The sequence below is a fragment of the Prevotella sp. genome (genome assembly GCF_036570325.1).
In the GTDB taxonomy this organism is placed as follows: domain Bacteria; phylum Bacteroidota; class Bacteroidia; order Bacteroidales; family Bacteroidaceae; genus Prevotella.
Genome location: NZ_DATCYK010000030.1, coordinates 1 through 20,530, shown reverse-complemented (window position 1 = coordinate 20,530; position 20,530 = coordinate 1). Strand labels below are relative to the sequence as shown.

General features: G+C 44.6%; 16 protein-coding genes and 1 riboswitch. Of the genes, 13 read left to right on the top strand and 3 right to left on the bottom strand.

Features of this window, described 5'->3' with window-relative positions; genetic code table 11:
• The first annotated feature begins 86 nt into the window (after window positions 1-86).
• The 3 genes from ffh to VIR50_RS02595 all read left to right on the top strand — a co-directional run bounded on the left by ffh (window position 87) and on the right by VIR50_RS02595 (window position 3,726).
• The gene (gene ffh, locus VIR50_RS02605; RefSeq protein ID WP_331933589.1) at window positions 87-1,418 is read left to right on the top strand and encodes a signal recognition particle protein; all 1,332 of its coding nucleotides are present in this window, start codon (window positions 87-89) and stop codon (window positions 1,416-1,418) included.
• A complete protein-coding gene (gene folD / locus VIR50_RS02600; RefSeq protein WP_331933588.1) occupies window positions 1,415-2,290 on the top strand; it encodes a bifunctional methylenetetrahydrofolate dehydrogenase/methenyltetrahydrofolate cyclohydrolase FolD in 876 nt (291 codons plus the stop codon). Before ffh ends, folD begins: the two co-directional genes overlap by 4 nt.
• A gap of 359 nt (window positions 2,291-2,649) precedes the next feature.
• Entirely contained in the window at window positions 2,650-3,726 is a 1,077-nt protein-coding gene (locus VIR50_RS02595; RefSeq protein WP_331933587.1) for an OmpA family protein, read from the top strand.
• A 126-nt stretch (window positions 3,727-3,852) separates the two neighbouring features.
• Here VIR50_RS02595 and VIR50_RS02590 read toward each other — a convergent pair whose 3' ends face one another.
• Window positions 3,853-5,319 carry an SLC13 family permease gene (locus VIR50_RS02590; RefSeq protein ID WP_331933586.1) on the bottom strand — a complete coding sequence of 489 codons (1,467 nt, stop codon included), beginning with the start codon at window positions 5,317-5,319 and terminating at the stop codon, window positions 3,853-3,855.
• 179 nt (window positions 5,320-5,498) lie between these two features.
• Window positions 5,499-5,678: riboswitch (cobalamin riboswitch) on the top strand.
• A 37-nt stretch (window positions 5,679-5,715) separates the two neighbouring features.
• Here VIR50_RS02590 and VIR50_RS02585 point away from each other — a divergent pair.
• From VIR50_RS02585 to VIR50_RS02560, 6 genes are all read left to right on the top strand, one after another.
• Entirely contained in the window at window positions 5,716-7,674 is a 1,959-nt protein-coding gene (locus VIR50_RS02585; protein ID WP_331933585.1) for a TonB-dependent receptor plug domain-containing protein, read from the top strand.
• Between the two features lie 30 nt (window positions 7,675-7,704).
• A complete protein-coding gene (locus VIR50_RS02580; RefSeq protein WP_331933584.1) occupies window positions 7,705-8,826 on the top strand; it encodes a YncE family protein in 1,122 nt (373 codons plus the stop codon).
• A 17-nt stretch (window positions 8,827-8,843) separates the two neighbouring features.
• Window positions 8,844-9,977 (top strand): ABC transporter substrate-binding protein, encoded by a 1,134-nt coding sequence (locus VIR50_RS02575; RefSeq protein ID WP_331933583.1) that lies wholly within the window; start codon window positions 8,844-8,846, stop codon window positions 9,975-9,977.
• Window positions 9,967-10,980 (top strand): iron ABC transporter permease, encoded by a 1,014-nt coding sequence (locus tag VIR50_RS02570; protein ID WP_331933582.1) that lies wholly within the window; start codon window positions 9,967-9,969, stop codon window positions 10,978-10,980. The genes VIR50_RS02575 and VIR50_RS02570 overlap by 11 nt, the downstream gene beginning before the upstream one ends.
• Window positions 10,981-11,025: 45 nt before the next feature.
• The gene (locus VIR50_RS02565; RefSeq protein ID WP_331933581.1) at window positions 11,026-11,511 is read left to right on the top strand and encodes a cob(I)yrinic acid a,c-diamide adenosyltransferase; all 486 of its coding nucleotides are present in this window, start codon (window positions 11,026-11,028) and stop codon (window positions 11,509-11,511) included.
• A 278-nt stretch (window positions 11,512-11,789) separates the two neighbouring features.
• Complete coding sequence (locus VIR50_RS02560; protein WP_331933580.1) at window positions 11,790-13,790, top strand: BCCT family transporter; 2,001 nt, start codon at window positions 11,790-11,792, stop codon at window positions 13,788-13,790.
• A gap of 150 nt (window positions 13,791-13,940) precedes the next feature.
• Here the strand turns inward: VIR50_RS02560 and pheS are convergent, their stop codons facing one another.
• Entirely contained in the window at window positions 13,941-14,981 is a 1,041-nt protein-coding gene (gene pheS / locus VIR50_RS02555) for a phenylalanine--tRNA ligase subunit alpha (RefSeq protein WP_331933579.1), read from the bottom strand.
• Window positions 14,982-15,219: 238 nt separating this feature from the next.
• Between pheS and VIR50_RS02550 the strand changes: the two genes are divergently transcribed.
• The 4 genes from VIR50_RS02550 to VIR50_RS02535 all read left to right on the top strand — a co-directional run bounded on the left by VIR50_RS02550 (window position 15,220) and on the right by VIR50_RS02535 (window position 19,522).
• On the top strand, window positions 15,220-16,074 hold the full coding sequence (locus VIR50_RS02550) for a DUF4348 domain-containing protein (protein ID WP_331933578.1): 855 nt from the start codon (window positions 15,220-15,222) through the stop codon (window positions 16,072-16,074).
• A gap of 9 nt (window positions 16,075-16,083) precedes the next feature.
• The gene (murB, locus tag VIR50_RS02545) at window positions 16,084-17,100 is read left to right on the top strand and encodes a UDP-N-acetylmuramate dehydrogenase (RefSeq protein WP_331933577.1); all 1,017 of its coding nucleotides are present in this window, start codon (window positions 16,084-16,086) and stop codon (window positions 17,098-17,100) included.
• On the top strand, window positions 17,097-17,858 hold the full coding sequence (locus VIR50_RS02540; protein ID WP_331933576.1) for an MBL fold metallo-hydrolase: 762 nt from the start codon (window positions 17,097-17,099) through the stop codon (window positions 17,856-17,858). Before murB ends, VIR50_RS02540 begins: the two co-directional genes overlap by 4 nt.
• A 221-nt stretch (window positions 17,859-18,079) precedes the next feature.
• Window positions 18,080-19,522: a hypothetical protein gene (locus VIR50_RS02535; RefSeq protein ID WP_331933575.1), complete on the top strand. Its 1,443-nt coding sequence runs from the start codon at window positions 18,080-18,082 to the stop codon at window positions 19,520-19,522.
• A gap of 36 nt (window positions 19,523-19,558) precedes the next feature.
• Here the strand turns inward: VIR50_RS02535 and VIR50_RS02530 are convergent, their stop codons facing one another.
• A complete protein-coding gene (locus tag VIR50_RS02530) occupies window positions 19,559-20,107 on the bottom strand; it encodes a hypothetical protein (RefSeq protein WP_331933574.1) in 549 nt (182 codons plus the stop codon).
• Window positions 20,108-20,530: the final 423 nt, after the last annotated feature.

Sequence of the window (20,530 nt, the reverse complement as noted above, 5' to 3'; positions counted from 1 at the left end):
TAGTTTTATCTTTCGTCATTCATTATTATATTATGTAATTTTGCAACCGTCTTAGTGGGATATATCCGTAAATATTACATTTTATTATGTTTGAGAATCTTAGCGACAGGCTTGAAAGGTCGTTTAAAATATTAAAAGGTGAAGGCAAAATTACAGAAATAAATGTAGCTGAAACCTTGAAAGACGTACGTCGTGCATTGTTAGATGCTGACGTAAACTATAAAGTTGCGAAAGGCTTTACTGATAGCGTTAAGCAAAAGGCTTTGGGTATGAATGTACTCACGGCTGTGAAGCCCGGTCAATTGATGGTGAAGATTGTTCACGATGAATTGGCACAACTCATGGGAGGAGAAGAAGCTCCGTTACGTCTTGATAGCCAATTCTCGATTATCCTGATGAGTGGTTTGCAAGGTTCCGGTAAAACAACGTTTAGCGGAAAATTAGCAAATTTGCTTAAGAAGAAAAAGAATAAGAAACCTTTGCTCGTTGCTTGTGACGTGTATCGCCCTGCTGCTATAGAGCAGTTGAAGGTCGTTGGTGAACAAGTTGGGGTAGAGGTTTATTCTGAACCGGACAACAAAAATGTAGTTGAGATAGCCCAACATGCCATCCGTCAGGCTAAGGCTAACGGCAATGACGTGGTTATCGTCGATACAGCAGGTCGCTTGGCCGTAGATGAGGAGATGATGGTGGAAATCGCTAACCTTAAAGAAGCGATTCATCCACATGAGACATTGTTTGTTGTTGACTCAATGACCGGTCAAGATGCGGTAAATACTGCAAAGGAATTTAACGACCGACTCGATTTTGATGGTGTAGTTCTGACCAAACTTGATGGCGACACCCGTGGTGGTGCGGCGCTCAGTATCAGAACGGTTGTAACCAAACCTATTAAGTTTATAGGTACGGGTGAGAAGCTCGAGGCCATAGATGTATTCCATCCGGAACGTATGGCTGACCGCATCTTGGGAATGGGTGACGTCGTTTCGCTGGTGGAACGTGCCCAAGAACAGTTTGATGAGGAAGAAGCTCGTCGTCTTCAAAAGAAGATTCAAAAGAATAAATTTGATTTTAATGACTTCCTGAATCAAATTCAGCAAATCAAGAAGATGGGTAATCTGAAAGATTTGGCAGGAATGATACCGGGAGTAGGAAAAGCCATAAAGGACGTGGAGATAGACGATAATGCTTTCAAAGGCATTGAAGCTATTATCCAAAGTATGACTCCTAAGGAGCGTACCAATCCTGAAGTCCTCAATTCCAGCCGCCGTCAGCGTATCGCGAAAGGTTCTGGTACCAATATTCAGGAAGTAAATCGACTGATTAAGCAGTTTGACCAAACGCGCAAAATGATGAAAATGGTTACCGGTAACGGTATGGCCAACATGATGCGCCAAATGAAAGGAATGCCCCGATGACATTGATTGACGGTAAAGCTACTGCCGCGGCGATAAAAGAACAGATAGCCGCTGAGGTGAAAGAGTTGGTGGCGCAAGGCAAAAAGCAGCCACATTTAGCAGCTATACTCGTAGGACATGATGGTGGAAGCGAGACTTACGTAAAGAATAAAGTACTCGCTTGTGAGCAGTGTGGCTTCAAATCTACGCTGATACGCTACGAGGATACGGTCACAGAGCAAGAACTTTTATCGTGTGTTGATAAGCTGAATCATGACGAGGATGTAGATGGTTTTATCGTTCAATTGCCATTGCCAAAGCATATTGATGAGCAAAAGGTCATTATGGCGATTGACTATCGCAAAGACGTTGACGGTTTTCATCCTATCAATGTCGGCCGGATGGCCATTGGTTTGCCTTGTTTTATCAGTGCCACTCCATTGGGAATACTGACCCTCTTGAAGCATTACAATATACCGACTTCAGGTAAGAAGTGTGTAGTATTAGGCAGAAGCAACATTGTAGGAAAGCCAATGTCGCAGTTAATGTTGCAAAAACAATATGGTGATGCGACGGTAACGGTATGCCATAGCCACTCTGCCACTTTGAAAGAAGAATGCCGTGAGGCTGATATTATTATCGCCGCGATTGGTCAACCCAATTTTGTTACGGCTGATATGGTAAAAGATGGAGCGGTGGTTGTTGATGTCGGTACGACTCGAGTTCCTGATGTAACTCGTAAGAGTGGGTTCAGACTTTGCGGGGACGTCGATTTTGAGAATGTAGCTCCTAAGTGTAGCTTCATTACTCCCGTTCCCGGAGGAGTTGGTCCCATGACAATCTGTTCGCTGATGAAGAATACATTATCGGCCGGAAAGAAAGAATTTTATTAATGATTTTAGATATTATAACAATACTTGATTTTTTTATAACTCTCTAATAGTGAAGCAGATTCGTAGTGATACGAGTCTGTTTTTTTATTGTCAATGTATTAATATTTATTCAATAATTAGAGGGAAAAAACGCAATATGGCTATTTTGTACTTGACAAATGTTCAGTTAAAAGCTATATTTAACATGTTTTTGTAATATATTTTTGGTTCAATGAAGTTTTTTAAATTACTTTGCAACGCTTTTGCACGGAAGCCTCTGTGATTAGATATTAGGTTAGGAGTGCTTAAGTCGTATAAATATAAGATTTAAAAAGGATAATTTTTTAATTTAATAATAATTCATTTAATTTTAGAGAGAAATGAAAAAACTCGTTTTATTGTTTGCAGCTGCTGCAATGACTTTCTCAGTTTCTGCTCAAACTGTTACAGAGAGCAAAACTTTCGACAATGTTTATTTCGGTATTAATGGTGGTGTAGCTACTAAGACAACCGGTCACGCTTGGATGAAGGGTCTTGATCCTAACTTCGGTGTTCGTTTGGGTCGTTACTTCACTCCGGTATTAGGTTTGGCTGTTGAGAGCAACGCTTACTTCTCAAACAAGCCTTGGGCTTCTACCGGTACTGCCGTTCGTTTCGTTAACACAAGCCTCCTTGGTACTGTAAACTTGAGCAATTGGTTCGGTGGTTACAAAGGTGAGCCACGTCCTTTCGAGGTTGTCGCTGTTGCAGGTCTTGGTTGGGGACACCTTTTCGGTAACTCAAGCGAATACGATAAAATCAACGCCAAGAACAATCTTACTTCTAAGTTAGGTCTTGATTTCGCTTTCAACTTTGGTGCAAACAAGGCATGGCAGTTCTATGTTGAGCCCGCTATCATCTACGGTCTCAATGACAAGACCGGTACTCCTTATAACCTCGGTAACGACAGAGTACAGTACGATGTAAACCACAGCTTTGTTCAGTTGAACGCAGGTCTCGTTTACAAGTTTAAGAACTCTAATGGTTCACACAACTTTACAATAGCTCAGCTTCGCGATCAAGCCGAAATCGACGCTTTAAACGATCAGATCAACAGCCTCCGCAACGAGCTTACTCGCAAGCCGAAAGAAGTTGTTAAGGAAATCGTTAAGGAAGCTCCCGCTCCTCAGCAGGTAAAGGTTGAGAACCTTGTATTTGTAACATTCGCTCAGGGCAAGGCTCTTCTTACTAAGGAAGCTAAGGCTGCTTTGGATGGTGTTGCAGCCGGCAAGCACGTACAGATTGTAGGTACAGCTTCTCCTGAAGGCTCAAAGGAAGTTAACGATAAGCTTTCTCAGTCTCGTGCAGACGCAGTTGCTAAGTATCTTCAGGACAAGGGTGTTGTTGTAGACGAGGCTACCGGTAAGGGTGTGCAGGGTACTACTTCTAACCGTCTTGCTGTAGTTTACGTAAAGTAAAGAATAAGATACTACTACGATAGTATTTAAAGCATAAAGTAACCCCCGAAAGTTAATCATAACTTTCGGGGGTTATTGTATGTAGAAAATGAGAGGGGGAGGGGAAGCTCCCCCTTATTCATACTTTTAGAATATGCCCATTTTACCAAAAACGATAAGTACAGAGTAGCCAATTATCAGACCAACGATACCAACAATCAGTCCAACTTTAAGCATATCGTTTTGTTTGATAAGTCCGGTAGAGAACGCGATGGCGTTTGGAGGTGTGGAGATAGGAAGTGACATGGCGCAACTTGCGGCGATGGCAATACCAATCAATACGGTAGGTGTACCACCGATCATTCCAAGTTTATCACCCATACCGACGCAAACTACGGTTAAGATAGGTATCAGAAGGGCAGCTGTGGCTGTATTTGATATAAAGTTACTAAGTATAAAGCAAACCAAGCCACTGATAACCAAAATAATGATGGGGTTAAATTCGCCGAAAGGAATGCTGTTAACGGCGTTAGCGGCTAATCCGGTTTGGTTCATGGCATTACCAAGGGCGAAACCACCGGCAACCATCCATATAACCGCCCAATCTATATCTTGCAAATCCTTGGCGTTGATCACTCCCGTGAAAGCAAAGGCGGCAATGGGCAGCATGGCTACGGTATTGGCGTTGATTCCTAATTGTTTGCCGAAGATCCAAAGGATGATGGTTAGGATAAATGTGGCAGCCACTACTTTGGTGCGCCAATTGTGAGAAACTTCACCTTCAATTTGAAGTTCTATTGTCTTTTGGCTGAATGGGAAGAGTTTGATAAGGATTCTCCATGCGATAATTAAAAGGATTATAACCATGGGAGCCATAATCAACATCCAATGACCAAAGCTGATACCGAGATTCATTCCGGCAGGATCATTGAGTACCTTGTAGGCAAATGCGTTGGGAGGCGTACCGATAGGAGTTCCCATACCGCCGAGGTTCGCGCCGATAGGAATGGCCATTGTCAGGGCGATACGTCCTTTACCGTTGGCCGGCAGAGCCTTAAATACGGGTGTGAGGAAGGTCAACATCATGGCTGCCGTGGCCGTATTGGATATGAACATTGAGAAAATACCCGTGATGAGCAAGAAGCCCAACAGCACATTTTCGCTCTTCTTGCCAAATGGAGCTATCAAAGTTTTGGCCATTAAAACGTCGAGTCCACTCTTTGTTGCGGCGATAGCCAAGATAAAACCTCCAAGGAACAGAATGATGGTTGGGTCGGCGAAGCATGACATTACACCTTGGTAGTCAAGCAATTCTCCATATTCCCCCTCTGTGCCTTGTAGGAAGTTAAACGCCGAATCTGATACGCAGAAGAGGAGAACGAAGATAATGACGATGGAAGTAGCCCAAGATGGGATGGCTTCCGTCAACCATAGGAGGACTGCCATGACGAAAATGGCGATAACACGTTGTTGAACTACGGTCAGCCCATCTATCCCAAAGCTGGTGATGGGCAGGTTCCATACGATTAAAGTAATGAGAGCCGTAATGGCTAACATCAGTGCCTTGCGCTTATTAAAGTCGCCGGAAAGCACTTTGTGAATTGTTTCTTGCATGTTTTTAGATCTTAATTATGTTTTTATTGATAATTTAGTGCTTAACAAGCTAAGTGATAGTAGTAAAATATGGTATTAATATCGGGCAAAGATAGTATATTCCCATAATATTCAAACACAGAAAAGCACTTTTTTGTTAAAAAGGAATGAAATTCATTGGTTTTGATAGCGGAAAGTCGTAACTTCGCAAAGCAATTGGTTCATGCCGTTGATTAAAAAGGGAATCAGGTGAAAAACCTGAGCAGTCCCGCTGCTGTGAACGGTGTTTTTGAAGAACAATGGCCACTGGATAGCTTGTCCGGGAAGGCGTTCTTCGTAAGCCGTGAAGCCAGAAGACCTGCCAATTTGCTTTTATGTTTCCCGTCTCGAGGAGGATAGGAATATACCATATCTTTTATGTTGATATCTGTATTATTTGCCAGTATAGCGGTTGCTATGCCTATTGACACCACCAAAATTCATCATTTGGAGGGCGTTGTCATTGAGCGTTCCCATGTTTCGGAGAATGTATCGAGTGCCAGCCCCATGCAGATACTTGACCGACAGCACTTCAGTGTCTTGGGTGTTACCGACATTGCGGACGCTTTGCATCGGCTGCCCGGTGTCAATTTAAAGGACTACGGTGGCGCCGGAGGCATGAAAACCGTCAGCGTGCGCGGGTTCGGAACCCAACATACGGGTGTCAGCTACGATGGTATCATCTTGGGCGATGGGCAGAGTGGGCAAGTAGACCTATCGCGTTATTCATTAGGAAACCTTAGTCAGATAGCTTTATCCGTAGTTGATGGCAGCGATATTTTCATCCCCGCACGCAATGTGAGCAAGGCTGCGTTATTGAATATCAATACCTTGCAAATGCCCACTCATCGGCAAGTCTTGTCAGGAGAGGTAAAAATGGGCAGCTATGGTTTGGTCAATCCTTTTGTCAGATGGCAACACCGTATTTCCGAGAAGTTGGGCATTTCGCTCATGGCCGATTATCTTTATGCCGACAATAACTATCCTTATACCATTCAAAATGGCATGGAGAAAGTTCATGACCGTAGGCAAAACAGCCGCATGAACAGCGCCCATGGCGAGTTGAATTTCCTATGGAAGGATGGACGCCATCAGCTGAATGGCAAGCTCTATTATTACGATAACCGCCGCTTATTGCCGGGTATTGTACGCTATTATACCAATTTAAACCGTGAAAGCCTGCACGAACGCAACGCTTTCGGTCAGTTTACCTACGAATATTTATTATCTTCCCGTTGGCAAATGAAGTGGAATGCGAAAGTAGATTGGGCCGAAACAAAATACATAGATGGTAACTATCCCGACGGAATCAACGACGGTCATTATTGGCAACGTGAGTATTATGCCAACATGTGTCTCCTATGGAAACCCGCTCCCGGCTGGTCGGCCGATTACTCGGTAGACTATAGTCATGCCAATCTTAACAGCACCAAGCTCATTTACGGTTTGCCTTATCGCAACTCGTTGCTGCAAACCGTGGCCCTCAACTATCGGAAAGGGCGCCTGCAAGCCGTAGCCCGCATGCTCCATTCGCTTTATCTGAATGGCAACAAGAGTGGCGACGCGGCCGATGACATGAAGCGATTCTCACCCTCCTTGTCGTTATCATGGCGATTGCTTCAGCAAGAACGATTGTTTGCCCGCCTTTCTTTTAAGAACATCTTTCGTGCTCCCAGTTTCAGCGAGAGCTATTTTGCCCATCATGGCAGCCGAGCCTTGAAACCGGAATCCACCGACCAACTGAACGTGGGACTTACGTTTGAAAAGTCTGATAGCCGCACCCATCTCGTGCTGACTGCCGATGGCTATCTCAATCATGTGAAGGATAAGATTATCTCTATACCTTATAATATGTTCATTTGGCAGAACATCAATCTCGGCAAGGTCGAAATGTTGGGACTTGACGTGGCCGCGCATTGGGAGCGGAAGCTCCACCACCGCCACACGCTGACGGCCGCCGTGAACTATAGTTATCTAAGAGCGGCCAACCATACCTTGAGATCTTCGGACAATTACGGCCTGCAAATAGCCTATACCCCCGAGCATTCGGGCAACATAGCGCTGGGCTGGCAGAATCCGTGGGTTAATCTTAGCCTGAACGCTACGGGCGCCACCAAGCGTTGGGCCACGACCAATCACTATGAGCAAACCGACCTTTCGAGCTATCTCGACGTAGGGGCAACGCTCTATCGGGCGTTCGCTTTAGGGAAACATCAGTTGAACGCACGCTTTGACATGATGAATCTTTTCCATACACAATACGAAATCGTGGCCCATTATCCTATGCCCGGGCGGCGTGTCATGCTGACTTTGGCGTGGGAACTGCATAATCATTAAGAATCATACATTAATTAATAATAAACCAATATGAAGAAGTTATTTTTAAATTTATCAATGTTGCTGGCCGCCGTGGCCACCTTTACATCGTGTAGCAAGGAAGACAATAACGGTCCTCAGTTGCGGATTTACAGCAATGGAGCTTATGTTGTCAACGCCGGAAACATGGGAAGTAAAATCGATGGTTCGCTGACCGCGATCGATTATAAGAGCAACACGGCCAAGCAGAAAGTATTTTTGGGAGCCAATGGTGTGAGCCTTGGCAATACCGCTAACGACGGACTTGTGTATGGTAGCAAGGCTTATATCGTGGTAGATCAGGAAAATACGATAGAGGTAGTTGACAAAACCACCTTTAAACGCATTAAGCAGATTAAGACAACCGAGCTTTTGGGTGCGGATGAAGGTAAATCTCCACGCCATATCGTGAGTGGTTACGGTAAGGTGTTTGTCAGCACCTTTGGCGGCGTAGTGGCCGAGATCGATACCGTTAACTTCAAACTTGTCAAGAAATATACCGTGGGTAAATACCCCGAAGGCATGCTTCTGAATGGCAATAGCCTGCTTGTGGCCAACTCAAACTACGGTAATGGTGGTGGAAATATCTCCATTGTCGATTTGTATAGTGGCAAGGTTACGACCAAGAATGTAAAGGATGTTGAAAATCCACAGCGCTTCTTTGTTGGCGCCGACCATAATCTGTATGTGCTTGATTGGGCTATTTATGATCCAAAAACTTGGGCCCCCAAGACCGAAAATGCCCTTCGCCTTGTCAGTCCCGATTTGACTACGTCAAAGAAGGTGGCCAATGCCAACTACGTAGCTGCGTTAAATGGCGTATTCTACATGATAAACGCGCCTTACGGAGCACCTGCCACCTATTCGGTTTATACGCCCGGTGCCGGCGCGGTGGCTTCTTGGAAACTCTCGGAGACCGTGCAATACCCTTGTGGACTGTCTATCGACCCCGTAACGGGTGAGTTCTTTGTGCTTTCTAATTCAAAAAGCAAGGATGGAGAGTTCGCTGATTACAATGCCGATGGCTACCTTTATCGCTACAATACGGCCGGAACGAAGGTTGCCGATTACAAAGTGGGCGTAGGTCCGGTGGTCGTTTTCTTTAACGCCGGTGCCGAGTGGCTCAATAATTAATCATGGCTTTAAATTTTATGAAGAAAATACAACTCGCTATTTTCTTCTCTTTCCTATACCTCTTCTTATCATGCAACGGCGCACGTACGGGCGCCGTTGCCGATAAGGGAGATACTTTGTCCTTGAAATATGCCCGCCATCTTACGATGGTAAAGCATGCTGATTACACCGTGGTCACCATTTCCGACCCTTGGCATGCCGGCAAAACGCTCCATACTTATATTCTTGTAGCCCGTGAAGACTCTGGGCGCACGGCCCAATTACCCGTTGAGGGCACCATTGTCTATACGCCCTTAAGGCGCAGTGTGGTCTTTACGACGGTTCATTCGGCCCTGCTTTACGACCTGCGTGCGGCCGAAGCCATCAGTGGCGTGTGCGATTTGCAATACATTCAAATACCCGATGTGCAGCGGAAAGCCGCGCAAGGACGTATCGCCGACTGTGGTAACAGCATGAATGCCGACATCGAACGCATCGTAGCTTGCCATCCGCAGGCCATCATCTTGTCGCCTTACGAGAACAGTAGCGGCTATGGCAAACTCGAACAGATAGGCATTCCCATCATCGAGGCGGCCGACTATATGGAGTCAAGTCCGTTGGGTAGGGCCGAATGGGTGAAATTCTACGGCATGCTTTACGGGCGCTCGGCCGAGGTGCAGCGGCTTTTCGGCCAAGTGGAGAAAAACTATCAGGAATTGAAGGCTAAGGCAACAAAAACTCAAAAACGCCGTTCTGTTATTACAGAGCGCAAGACGGGCGGCGTATGGTACGTGCCCGGAGGCAAGAGTTTCATGGCCCGGCTCATTCAAGACGCGGGAGGAAACTACGCTTTTGCCAATGATGGGAGCGAGGGTTCGTTGAGCTTATCGTTTGAGCAGGTGCTCGATAGGGCGGGACAAGCCGACGTTTGGCTTTATAAATATGGCGACCATCCGGCTTCTTTGTCCGAACTGAGGGCCGAGTATGACGGCTATGCGGCCATGAAAGCCTTTCAGCGGGGCGAGGTTTATGGCGCCGATACCAATAAGAACCATTATTTTGAGGAGTCGGCCTTTCATCCCGATTATGTGTTGCGTGACCTGATAGGCATTCTTCAGCCTGAATTGAAGTTGGGAACTTTACGTTATTATCATAAGTTAAGTGAAAAATAAGGGACCGGTATATTGCTTGGCGTTGGGCGGAATCATCCTTTTGCTGTTTCTGCTCAACTTGTTTGTGGGAAGCGTCAGTATTCCCTTGGCCGACATGTGGATCATTCTCTCGGGTCATGAGAGCCCGAATGCCTCGTGGCAATTCATCGTTCTCGGATCACGTTTGCCCCAAGCGCTCACCGCCCTGCTTAGCGGTGGGGCGCTGGCCGTGAGCGGACTCATGCTCCAGACGGCTTTTCGCAATCCCTTGGCAGGCCCCGATGTCTTTGGTATCAATAGCGGAGCGGGACTGGGCGTGGCCCTTGTCATGTTGGCGATGGGCGGCAGCGTCACGGCCGGCATGGTTACCTTTACCGGTTTTATGGCCATATTGTTCGCGGCCTTTGTCGGTGCCATGCTCGTCACGGGCGTCATTTTTATGTTCTCTTCCATGGTGCGCAACAATGTCATGCTGCTCATCATCGGCCTGATGATAGGTTATTTGGCCAATTCGGCCATATCTTTGCTTAATTTCTTTGCCACCGAGGAGGGTGTCAAGAGCTATATGGTATGGGGAATGGGCAACTTTGGCAGCGTGTCGATGGGCCAAATGCCTTTGTTCGCCTCTGTCACATTGATGGGCTTGGGAGCCTCGGTCTTGTTTGTCAAGCCGCTCAACGCGCTACTGCTCGGTACGCGATATGCCGAGAATTTGGGCTTTAATGTAAGGCGGGTGCGCAATTGGTTGCTCGTTGTTACGGGCTTCCTTACGGCCGTGGTCACGGCTTTTTGCGGGCCGGTGGCCTTCATCGGCCTTGCCGTTCCCCATGTGGCACGCATGCTTTTCCGCACCGACAACCATCAGATACTGCTGCCCGGTACCATTCTTTGTGGCATGGCGGTGGCGTTGTTTTGCAATGTTCTCTGTTGCTTGCCGGGCCGGGCGGGTGTCATTCCGCTCAATGCCGTGACGCCATTGATAGGCGCTCCCGTCGTCATTTATGTGATAGCACGGCGCAGGTAGCCTCCGTAAAAAACAGAATATAGGTAAAATATAATTCGTGAAGCTATGAAAATATATACCAAACATGGGGACAAGGGCCTTACGTCGCTCATGGGCGAGGCGGCCGTAGCCAAGGATGACATTCGTATAGAGGCCAATGGCATGCTCGATGAGCTTAACGCCGCCCTTGGCGTGGCGAAGGTATCCATGGCCGAACCGGCTGTCGTGGAACTGATAAACGCCGTGCAAAACATGATAATGCGTGTCATGGGCGTTGTTGCCGGTGGGAAAATGGGCGACAGCACGTTGGTCAGTGAATTGACCGCACGCATGGAGCACGAGATTGACAGCATGAGAACCGATGGCAAGTTTTGCTTCGTCGTGCCGGGCGAAACGCCGCTCAACGCTTGGCTCCACGTAGCCCGGGCCAAGTGTCGCACGGCAGAGCGCCGCCTATGGACCATGAACGCGAGCTATCCTTTGGACCCCGAAATCATGAAATTCGTCAATCGTTTGAGCGATTATCTTTTTGTTTTGGCGATTAACTGCTGAACGGCTGTTGCGCCATGGCTTGAAAGGCGGTTTGTCAAAGCTGCGCTTTTACCCGCTCATATCAGCCCTTTCGTCCGCCCAAAGCACTGCTTTGAGCCGGTGAAAGGGCTGCTTTTGGAAGTGTTAAAAGCGGCATGTATTGGGTATAGCCTTCTTTTTTCTCGTTTTTTTTGCGTATCTTTGAATTCTTCCTTTCGCCAAGTTACTGATTCAAAGGCGAATGAGCATGTATCAAGATAGATACGTTCTTATTATCACTCTATATTTTTATAAAGCTAATGAAATTAGAAAAAATAACTTTCACGAGCACTGTCGCTTATCCGGGATTGGCTGTTTTGGCCGCGTTGTCGCTGGTTTGCGCTATCTTCCCCGATTGGACGAGCGGCATGTTGACTACCATTCAAGCCGCTATTTATAAGAACCTGAGCTGGTCGTACATACTTTTGGTGTCCTTTTTCTTTATATTCCTGATGGTGTTGGCCTTTAGTAAGCTCGGCAATATACGTTTGGGAGCTGATAACTCCGCGCCACAATACAGCTTCTTTTCATGGATAGCGATGTTATTTGCCGCGGGAATGGGTATCGGGTTGATGTATTTCGGCGTGGCTGAGCCTATGTCACACTATGTCAACCCTGCTCTTCCAACGATTGTCAATCCGGCGAAGGAGGCCCAACTTGCGACTTTCTTCCATTGGGGAATCCACGCTTGGAGTATCTTTGCCATCATGGGACTGATATTGGCTTACTTCTCTTTCCGCTATAAGCTGCCGTTGGCCATCCGAAGTGGGCTCTATCCGCTGCTCGGAGAGCGCATCAATGGGCGTATAGGCAATGTTGTCGACATCTTTGCGTTGGTCAGTACCTTCTTCGGTATAGCCACTTCACTGGGTTTCGGGGTAGTGCAGCTCAACGCGGGATTGGTTCATTTGGGCATACTTCATGAGTCGAGTTTCCTTTTTCAGTGCATGATTATCACGCTGGTGAGTGGAGTTGCCATTGGATCGGCGGTGGCCGGCGTGAACAAAGGCGTGAAACGACTGAGTGAGATCAATCTTGCGATGGCGGTGTTGTTGATGATTTTCGTGTTGTTATTGGGCCCTACCAACTTCCTGTTGAGTGCGTTCAGCGAGGGCGTGGGCTATTATATCAATCAGTTTGCCGACCTTACGTTTAATACTTTCGCCTTTGAAAAGGACGGACGTGGCTGGTTTACCAATTGGACGGTCATGTATTGGGCGTGGTGGATAAGCTGGGCACCGTTCGTGGGGCTGTTTATAGCCCGCATTTCCAAGGGTCGGACGATACGGGAGTATATCGTGGCCGTGTTGTTGGTGCCGTCGTTGTTTATCTTCTTATGGATGACGGTTTTTGGCAATGGGGCCATTTGGATTGATAAGAATGTGGCTCACGGGGCCTTGTCGGCCTTGGCCGGTAATCCGGACGTGCTTCTGTTCAGTTTCTTCGAGCAGTTCCCATTGGCCACTCCGCTCTGTGTGCTGGCGCTGTTGATGATTGCTGTCTTCTTTGTTACGTCCGCCGACTCGGGTATTCTTGTAATGAACAGTATCGCGTCGGGCAACCAACCTCATTCGCCCAAGTGGCAAAACGCGTTTTGGGGCATACTTCTTGCGCTCATATCCATGGCTATGCTTTATGCCGGTGGGCTGGGGTCGCTCCAGACCATGACGCTTGTGTCGGCGCTTCCGTTTGGAATTATCATGCTGATACTCTGCGTCGGACTGCTGAAAGCCCTGCGTGCCGATAATCTCTATCATGGTACGAAGATACCATACGGCAGCCGTAATTGGGACGGCAGCCATTGGCATGAGCGTCTCGATCAGATTCTAACCTTCGCGCAGAAGACTGATATACTGCGTTTCTTTAACGAAAAGGTGCGTCCGGCCTTTACCGAACTCTCGGAAGAGCTTGCCAAACGAGGCATCGCCGCTGAGATAAGGACGGGCAAGCGTGGCAAACTGTCTATTGAGTTGCTTATCGCCCACGATCAGATATGGAACTTCCGCTATGGCGTAACGGCGGAGAAGCGTAGTATTTCCGACTATCTGATAGACGAGGATAACACGCCCGACGCCAATTCTAACCAGCAGTATATTCCCATTACCTATTACAGTGACGGTAGGATGGGCAATGATATTCAGTATTTGAACAAAGAAGAAATTATTGCCGACGTGCTTCGCGAGTATGAACGCTATCTAAGTGTTGTGTCGGACGAGGAAAAGGCTATGATGTTCGTGGATAAGGAAAAATACAGGTTGTAAGGAAAACCGCGGCCATGGTGGGATAGGAAATAAGGGATTGGCCGGACTTTAGGAAACGAAAAAAGACTGCATCGGTAGCATAAAGGCCGATGCAGTCTTTTTTATTCGTGGCAAATGCGAGGGCAAATGCCAACCGTATGGGGATGATAATTAATAGGCTGACTCGAATTCCTTGAGGAATCGTGTGTCGTTCTCGGAGAAAAGACGCAGGTCGTTCACACGATATTTCAGGTTGGTGATACGCTCCACGCCCATACCAAAAGCATAACCGGTGTAGACATTGGGGTCGATACCGCAGGCCTCAAGGTCGTGTGGGTCGACCATTCCACAACCGAGAATCTCCACCCAGCCCGTATGCTTGCAGAAACCACAGCCCTCACCGCCGCAGATATTGCACGAAATATCCATTTCGGCGCTGGGTTCAGTAAAGGGGAAGTAGCTGGGACGCAGGCGAATCTTGGTGTCGGGACCGAACATTTCACGAGCGAACGTGAGCAAAACTTGCTTCAAATCGGTGAAACTAACGTTCTTATCGACATACAATCCCTCCACTTGATGGAAGAAACAGTGGGCTCGTGCGCTGATGGCCTCGTTGCGATAAACGCGTCCGGGGCACAGAATGCGGATGGGAGGCTCGTGGGTTTCCATGTAATGAGCTTCGTCTCCGGAGGTGTGACTGCGCAGAAGTACGTTTTTGGTAACGTCGCTTGGGTCGCTGCGTTCTATGAAGAAAGTGTCCTGCATGTCACGTGCGGGGTGGTCGGCGGCGAAGTTGAGCATGGTAAACACATGCTTGTCGTCGTCGATTTCAGGCCCGTGATAGAGCGTAAAGCCCATGCGGGCGAATATATCGATGATTTCGTTGGTAACGATGGATATGGGGTGGCGTGTTCCTAAGCCGATGGGGTAGGCCGAACGTGTGAGATCGATGTCGTCACTATGGCTTTCGGCGTGCTCGTTCTCGTCTTTCAGTTGATTAATTTTCTCAATAGTGATTTGCTTGAGTTCGTTGATTTTCATGCCGACAGTCTTCTTTTGGTCGGCGGCCACATTGCGAAAATCAGCCATAAGGGCATTAATCTCACCTTTCTTACTAAGGTATTTAAGGCGTAACTGCTCTATTTCTTCCGCGTTGGAAGCCGTAAGCTCACTTACTTCCCTAAGTAATGATTCAATCTTTTCTAATAACATATCATTAAAAACTTTTATTTTTCAATTCTTATAGCGTAAGGATAGAAATGTCAAAAGGCATGAAAGCTATCCTCTTACATGGCCGAAAGCAGCCTAACTTCTGCAAAGGTAGCTAAAAGAATTGATATTGTGGAAATGTGGGTTTAGTTTTTTGAACATGTCACCTTTTTTCCCTTATATTCTTGTTTCATTGTGGAAATAAAGTTGTACTTTTGCGTTCGATTACCAGATACCGGTTATGAGAAAAATTTTTATCTTCATTTCTGTAATTGTTTTATTCTCTATTGGCTTTTCGACGATAGGCTGTTCCAACAAGAAGCCTGAGCCCACGGATTCCGTGGCGGTGCAAGCGGACAGTCTGCCTGATACTTCGGCCGTCGACACAATGGAAAGTATCATTGCCGAAACGCCCATGCCAAAGGCTGCGGATGAGCTGTTTGACGATTTCATCTTCAACTTTGCCGCCAATAAAAAGCTGCAGCACAAGCGTATTCACTTCCCTTTGGACGTGTATAAGAACGGCAAGAAAGACCATCAAATTCAGAAGAAAGAGTGGAAAACAGAGCATTTCTTCATGCATCAGGACTTTTATACGCTGATTTTTGATAACAAAAAGCAAATGAATCTGGTGAAGGATACCAGCGTAAGTCATGTGGAAATAGAGAAGATTTTCTTTAATATAAAGACCGTAAAGCAATATCTGTTTAATAGAATCAACGGCCAATGGATGTTGACAAGTATCAACTACAAGCCGATGTATCAAAATCAGAACGCGTCGTTCTTGAAGTTTTATCGTGATTTTGTTACCGATTCAGCTTTCCAAGTGCGTAGTGTAAACGACCCTCTCGCTTTTACCGGTCCTGATCCGGAGGATGATTTCAGTACCATGACGGGTACGTTGGCGCCGGAGCAGTGGCCTATGTTTGCGCCCAGTCTGCCTCGTGAGATGATGTATAACATCATTTATGGGCAGAAATATACGGAGAGCAATCAGAAGATATTTGTCATTCGAGGTATTGCGAATGGCTTGGAAACCGAGTTGACCTTCAAGCGAATGGGGGGGATTTGGAAGCTGACGAAGTTGTCGATGTAGGAAAGAGGCATGAGAGAAATTGCTAATTATAATCTTCGAGATAACAACACATTTGGAATAGAGGCCTTTTGCGACCGTCTTATCGTTTATGACAGTGTGGCTGAAGCCCAAAAAGCCGCGGAGCAGATACGTGCTGCCGGCGAATTCCTGATTATTGGTGGCGGTAGCAATTTGTTGCTGACAAAAGATTTCGCGGGGCTGGTCGTTACGCCTGAACCCCGTTTTGGCGTGGAGCAAGTGGACGAGGACGAAACCGGAATCTACTTGAAATGCTGGGCCGGAACGCAATTTGATGATGTGATAGCCTATGCCATTGCGCATCAGATGTATGGCGCGGAAAATCTGTCGCTCATCCCCGGTGAGGTCGGTGCGAGCGCCGTGCAGAATATCGGAGCCTATGGGGCAGAGGTGAAAGACCTGATTGTAAAGGTTGAGGCGGTAGAGATAGCTACGGGGAATGTCGTAAGTTTCGATAATGAAGCGTGCGAATATAGTTACCGTCAAAGCCGATTTAAGCAAGATTGGAAGAATAAATATCTCATTACGGCTGTCATCTATCGGTTTCATAAGGAGTTTATTCCTCATTTGGATTATGGCAACATACGGGCTGAATTGCAGCAGGCACACATTGATATGCCTACCGCAAGTGAGTTGAGGGAGGCTGTCATCAGAATCAGGCAGGCCAAACTGCCCGATCCGAAGGTGATGGGCAATGCCGGAAGTTTCTTTATGAATCCTATTATTGACAGAGATAAGTTTGAGTTTTTGCGGCAAGATTATCCCGATTTGCCCCATTACACCATTGATGAGCAGCATGAGAAGATTCCGGCCGGCTGGATGATAGACCGGTGTGGCTGGAAAGGAAAGGCGCTGGGGCGTGCCGGTGTGCACGATAAGCAGGCGTTGGTATTGGTGAATCGTGGTGGAGCTACGGGAATGGAGGTACTTGCCTTGTGTGACCAAGTGCGGAAAGATGTTTTTGAACGCTTTGGTATTCACATTTATCCGGAGGTGAATATCGTATGAAACTGACATTGCTGGGAACGGGAACTTCGCAGGGTGTGCCTCTGTTGGGTTGTGATTGTGAGGTTTGTAAGAGCACTGATCCCAAGGATAAGCGTATGCGTACGGCGGCGTTGGTGGAGTCGGAGACTACTCGTATCTTGATAGATTGTGGCCCCGATATACGGATGCAACTCATGGATCAGCCTTTTCGGAAAATCGATGCGGTATTGTTGAGCCACATTCATTATGACCATGTGGCCGGAATAGATGACCTGCGACCTTATTGCAGGTTGGGAGATATTGAGATTTATGCCGAGCAGAATGTTACCAAGGCTTTGAGGCAGACCATGCCTTACTGCTTTACGGAGCAATTGTATCCGGGAGTTCCTCGTTTGAATCTGCATGATATTGTCCCTCACCAGCAGTTGTCTTTTGGTGACATTGACGCGATTCCCATCCGGATTATACATGGTCAATTGCCTATATTGGGCTATCGGTTTGGTGATTTGGCCTATATAACTGATATGAAGACCATTCCGGAGGAAGAATATGGGGCATTGCAAGGAGTGAAAATCTTGATTGTAAATGCTTTACGATGGGAAAAGGACCACCATAGTCATCAATTGGTGGCTGAGGCTATCGCCTTTTCACGTAAAATAGGAGCCGAGCATACTTATATTATCCATGTCACTCATCAGATAGGATTGCATGAAGAAGCAAATCGGAACTTGCCTGACGGCTTTGAGTTTGGCTACGATGGGCAGGTCATTTATTTTTAATGACTTGACAAGAATTGCGCTTTAAAGTTGTTCAAAACGCATGGGCATAAAAAAAGGAGTACCGCCGTATTTATTATATATAAATTAACATATTTTAAACAACTTTGTAAGTATCAGAATATCAGGTAGTTATAAATTAATTTTGTAGTTTTCAAAAATTGAAATATCTTTGCAGTATATACAAAAGTGTACACCAAATGTACACCACGAAATATAAAATTATGAAAGTTACACTGAAATTATATACCTCAAAGGTATTGTCAAACGGAGAAAGCCCTATTATAATAGAATTAAATGATAAAGGTAAAAGAAAAAAAGTTAGTACAGGTGAAAGTGCTAAACCATCAAATTGGCTTGCAAGTGGTAAGGTTGGATGCAGAGACCCTAAAAGTGATGAGAAAAATAAAGCAGTAAAAGAATTATATGACATTATATATAATAGGTGTGACGAGTGTTATAATACGTTAGGCAGTTATGATTTCAAGTTGATTTGTGATTTAACTAAACCTATAACCAAGGAAGATACAATAACAAATGATGATATAGTTAAGTTTACTGACTTTTATGACCTTTTAGACTATAAATCACAGACACAAAAGCCAACATCACAAAAGAATTTCAAGCAATTAAAGAACTACCTAATTAGTGTATATGGTGATTCTTTGCCAATGAGAAATATAAATCAACGGTGGATTGAAGTGTTTCAAAGCAAATTAGCTGAAGAAAAAAGCATAGCACAGCAAGCCAAGCTCTCAAAGTATTTTATGATTGTGTTCAATTTTGGTCGTGATAATGATTTGATTGACAATAGGAAGGTGTCAATTGATAGAAAGAGAGTTGTCTATAAAGTTAAAGGTAAAGAAGCATTATCCCCTTTAGCTTTGAAGCAGATGTATATCCTTTTATATGAAGTACTTATCAGCCATACACCCTCTACTGATTACGAATTGACATATATGATGCACCATCCTTGCAATGGTATTATGGTTTATATGCTTGATTTGTTTTTTCAAGGCTTAGCCCCAGTTGACCTTGCAAATTTGAAGTGGGGTGATTTGGAAATTAAATCAAAGCTTGAAAATAAATTAAAGGCTATGCAACCTAATGAGACTATAAAATATTTCGAGGGATGTTCAAAAGAAGAAGTTAGGGTTAAACTAAAGAAGCTAAAAGAGAATGATATAAAGTATATTACTATACCTAATGGCCTTTTTAGGCAAAAAACAAGCTCTGAAGTGCAAATTGTAATACCATTAACTAAGGAATTGGAATCACTATTGGAGTTTTTCAAGTATAAAAAGGATGGTTCATTGAAAAGGGAAGATGATTACATTGTTAACATTTTGGATAAAGACAAAGCAAGAACTGCAAAGCAACAAGTTGAGAGAGTTTCAAATTGTGTTACCTTTTTAAAGGAGGGTATGTTAAGGGCAATGGCCAAGGAAGACATACCTGAAAATATAATGAAGGAGTTTGAAAATATGTCACTATACACAATGAGACATACATTTGTAACAGTGGGACTAAGGTTAGGAATTGATAAAGAGCAATTAGCAAATATGGCTGGACATAGTGTAGATGAGCAAGCCACATACTTTGATGGGTTCCACGAGAATACTATTTTAGAAAACAACCTAAAAATATATAACTCTTTAAAAGATTAGAAAATGGGTGTAACTTTAGTTGTTACACCCATCATATTAATTAATCATTTGCTTCTTATAATCACCATTAGAATCCTTTATAAAAAGGTAAGCATACTCTTTTGGTACTAAGTACACAGCCTTATATCTGCTATCATTTTTGGTTATAGTAGTTGCAGGAAGCTTCATTTTTTCTTCTTTGACCTTACCACTATCAATCAATTTCTTTAGTTTTACATAGGAGAAGAAATACAAGTGATTGCCAAATATTTGACATATAAGTGAATTTACTGTTTTGCTTTTTTTATATAAAACATCCATATAATCAACTTTGGACTTCTCTACTATAAAGGTGGGGTATGATTCATATTTTTTATTTCTATCTTTAATTTCGATTGTATAGGTTTTACCGTTTTTAGTTAAGACAGCATCCACTTGATTGTATTTGTCTTCAGTAAAATTGAAATCAGTTATACCCTTATATATTAGAAAATCTTCAAGCTTCTTTCTACCTTTTGTTTCTGCATTTTGATATAATATATCTTCACCAACATAGCACATCATTACAAAAGGGTTAGAAGCATTGGGATTATAGTATAATACCATATCAAGTGAATATGAACTACTGATATAGTTATAAATGAGATTACAATTCCTTTGTCAAATAGTGACAATGCCTTATAAGCTTCTATCAAGCTTAATGTTTTTTTCTTCATATTTATTGTTATTTAATAATAAATATCAAGCAAAAAACAAAAAAAACATTTTATATGTAAAAAAAATAACAAAAAAAAATGATGCAACCTTTTACAGTTGCATCATCAAAATAACAATAATAATATATAAACAAACTATGAGTTTTATTTACTATAAAATATCTTCTACTTTTCTTTTTTTTTCTTCATCCAAATCTTTGTACTCATTGTAATATAAGATTTCACAAACCCCTTCAATTTAATTTTCTTTAGTATAAGTATTAAGTAAAATTAAAAAGTTTAAAAGTATAGTAAATTTTATTGCATTACAAAT

Bases quoted from the DNA above. Each gene is read 5' to 3' on its own strand.
- ffh (WP_331933589.1), top strand. From the start codon at position 87: ATGTTTGAGAATCTTAGCGACAGGCTTGAAAGGTCGTTTAAAATATTA.
- folD (WP_331933588.1), top strand. From the start codon at position 1,415: ATGACATTGATTGACGGTAAAGCTACTGCCGCGGCGATAAAAGAACAG.
- VIR50_RS02595 (WP_331933587.1), top strand. From the start codon at position 2,650: ATGAAAAAACTCGTTTTATTGTTTGCAGCTGCTGCAATGACTTTCTCA.
- VIR50_RS02590 (WP_331933586.1), bottom strand. From the start codon at position 5,319: ATGCAAGAAACAATTCACAAAGTGCTTTCCGGCGACTTTAATAAGCGC.
- VIR50_RS02585 (WP_331933585.1), top strand. From the start codon at position 5,716: ATGTTGATATCTGTATTATTTGCCAGTATAGCGGTTGCTATGCCTATT.
- VIR50_RS02580 (WP_331933584.1), top strand. From the start codon at position 7,705: ATGAAGAAGTTATTTTTAAATTTATCAATGTTGCTGGCCGCCGTGGCC.
- VIR50_RS02575 (WP_331933583.1), top strand. From the start codon at position 8,844: ATGAAGAAAATACAACTCGCTATTTTCTTCTCTTTCCTATACCTCTTC.
- VIR50_RS02565 (WP_331933581.1), top strand. From the start codon at position 11,026: ATGAAAATATATACCAAACATGGGGACAAGGGCCTTACGTCGCTCATG.
- VIR50_RS02560 (WP_331933580.1), top strand. From the start codon at position 11,790: ATGAAATTAGAAAAAATAACTTTCACGAGCACTGTCGCTTATCCGGGA.
- pheS (WP_331933579.1), bottom strand. From the start codon at position 14,981: ATGTTATTAGAAAAGATTGAATCATTACTTAGGGAAGTAAGTGAGCTT.
- VIR50_RS02550 (WP_331933578.1), top strand. From the start codon at position 15,220: ATGAGAAAAATTTTTATCTTCATTTCTGTAATTGTTTTATTCTCTATT.
- murB (WP_331933577.1), top strand. From the start codon at position 16,084: ATGAGAGAAATTGCTAATTATAATCTTCGAGATAACAACACATTTGGA.
- VIR50_RS02540 (WP_331933576.1), top strand. From the start codon at position 17,097: ATGAAACTGACATTGCTGGGAACGGGAACTTCGCAGGGTGTGCCTCTG.
- VIR50_RS02535 (WP_331933575.1), top strand. From the start codon at position 18,080: ATGAAAGTTACACTGAAATTATATACCTCAAAGGTATTGTCAAACGGA.
- VIR50_RS02530 (WP_331933574.1), bottom strand. From the start codon at position 20,107: ATGGTATTATACTATAATCCCAATGCTTCTAACCCTTTTGTAATGATG.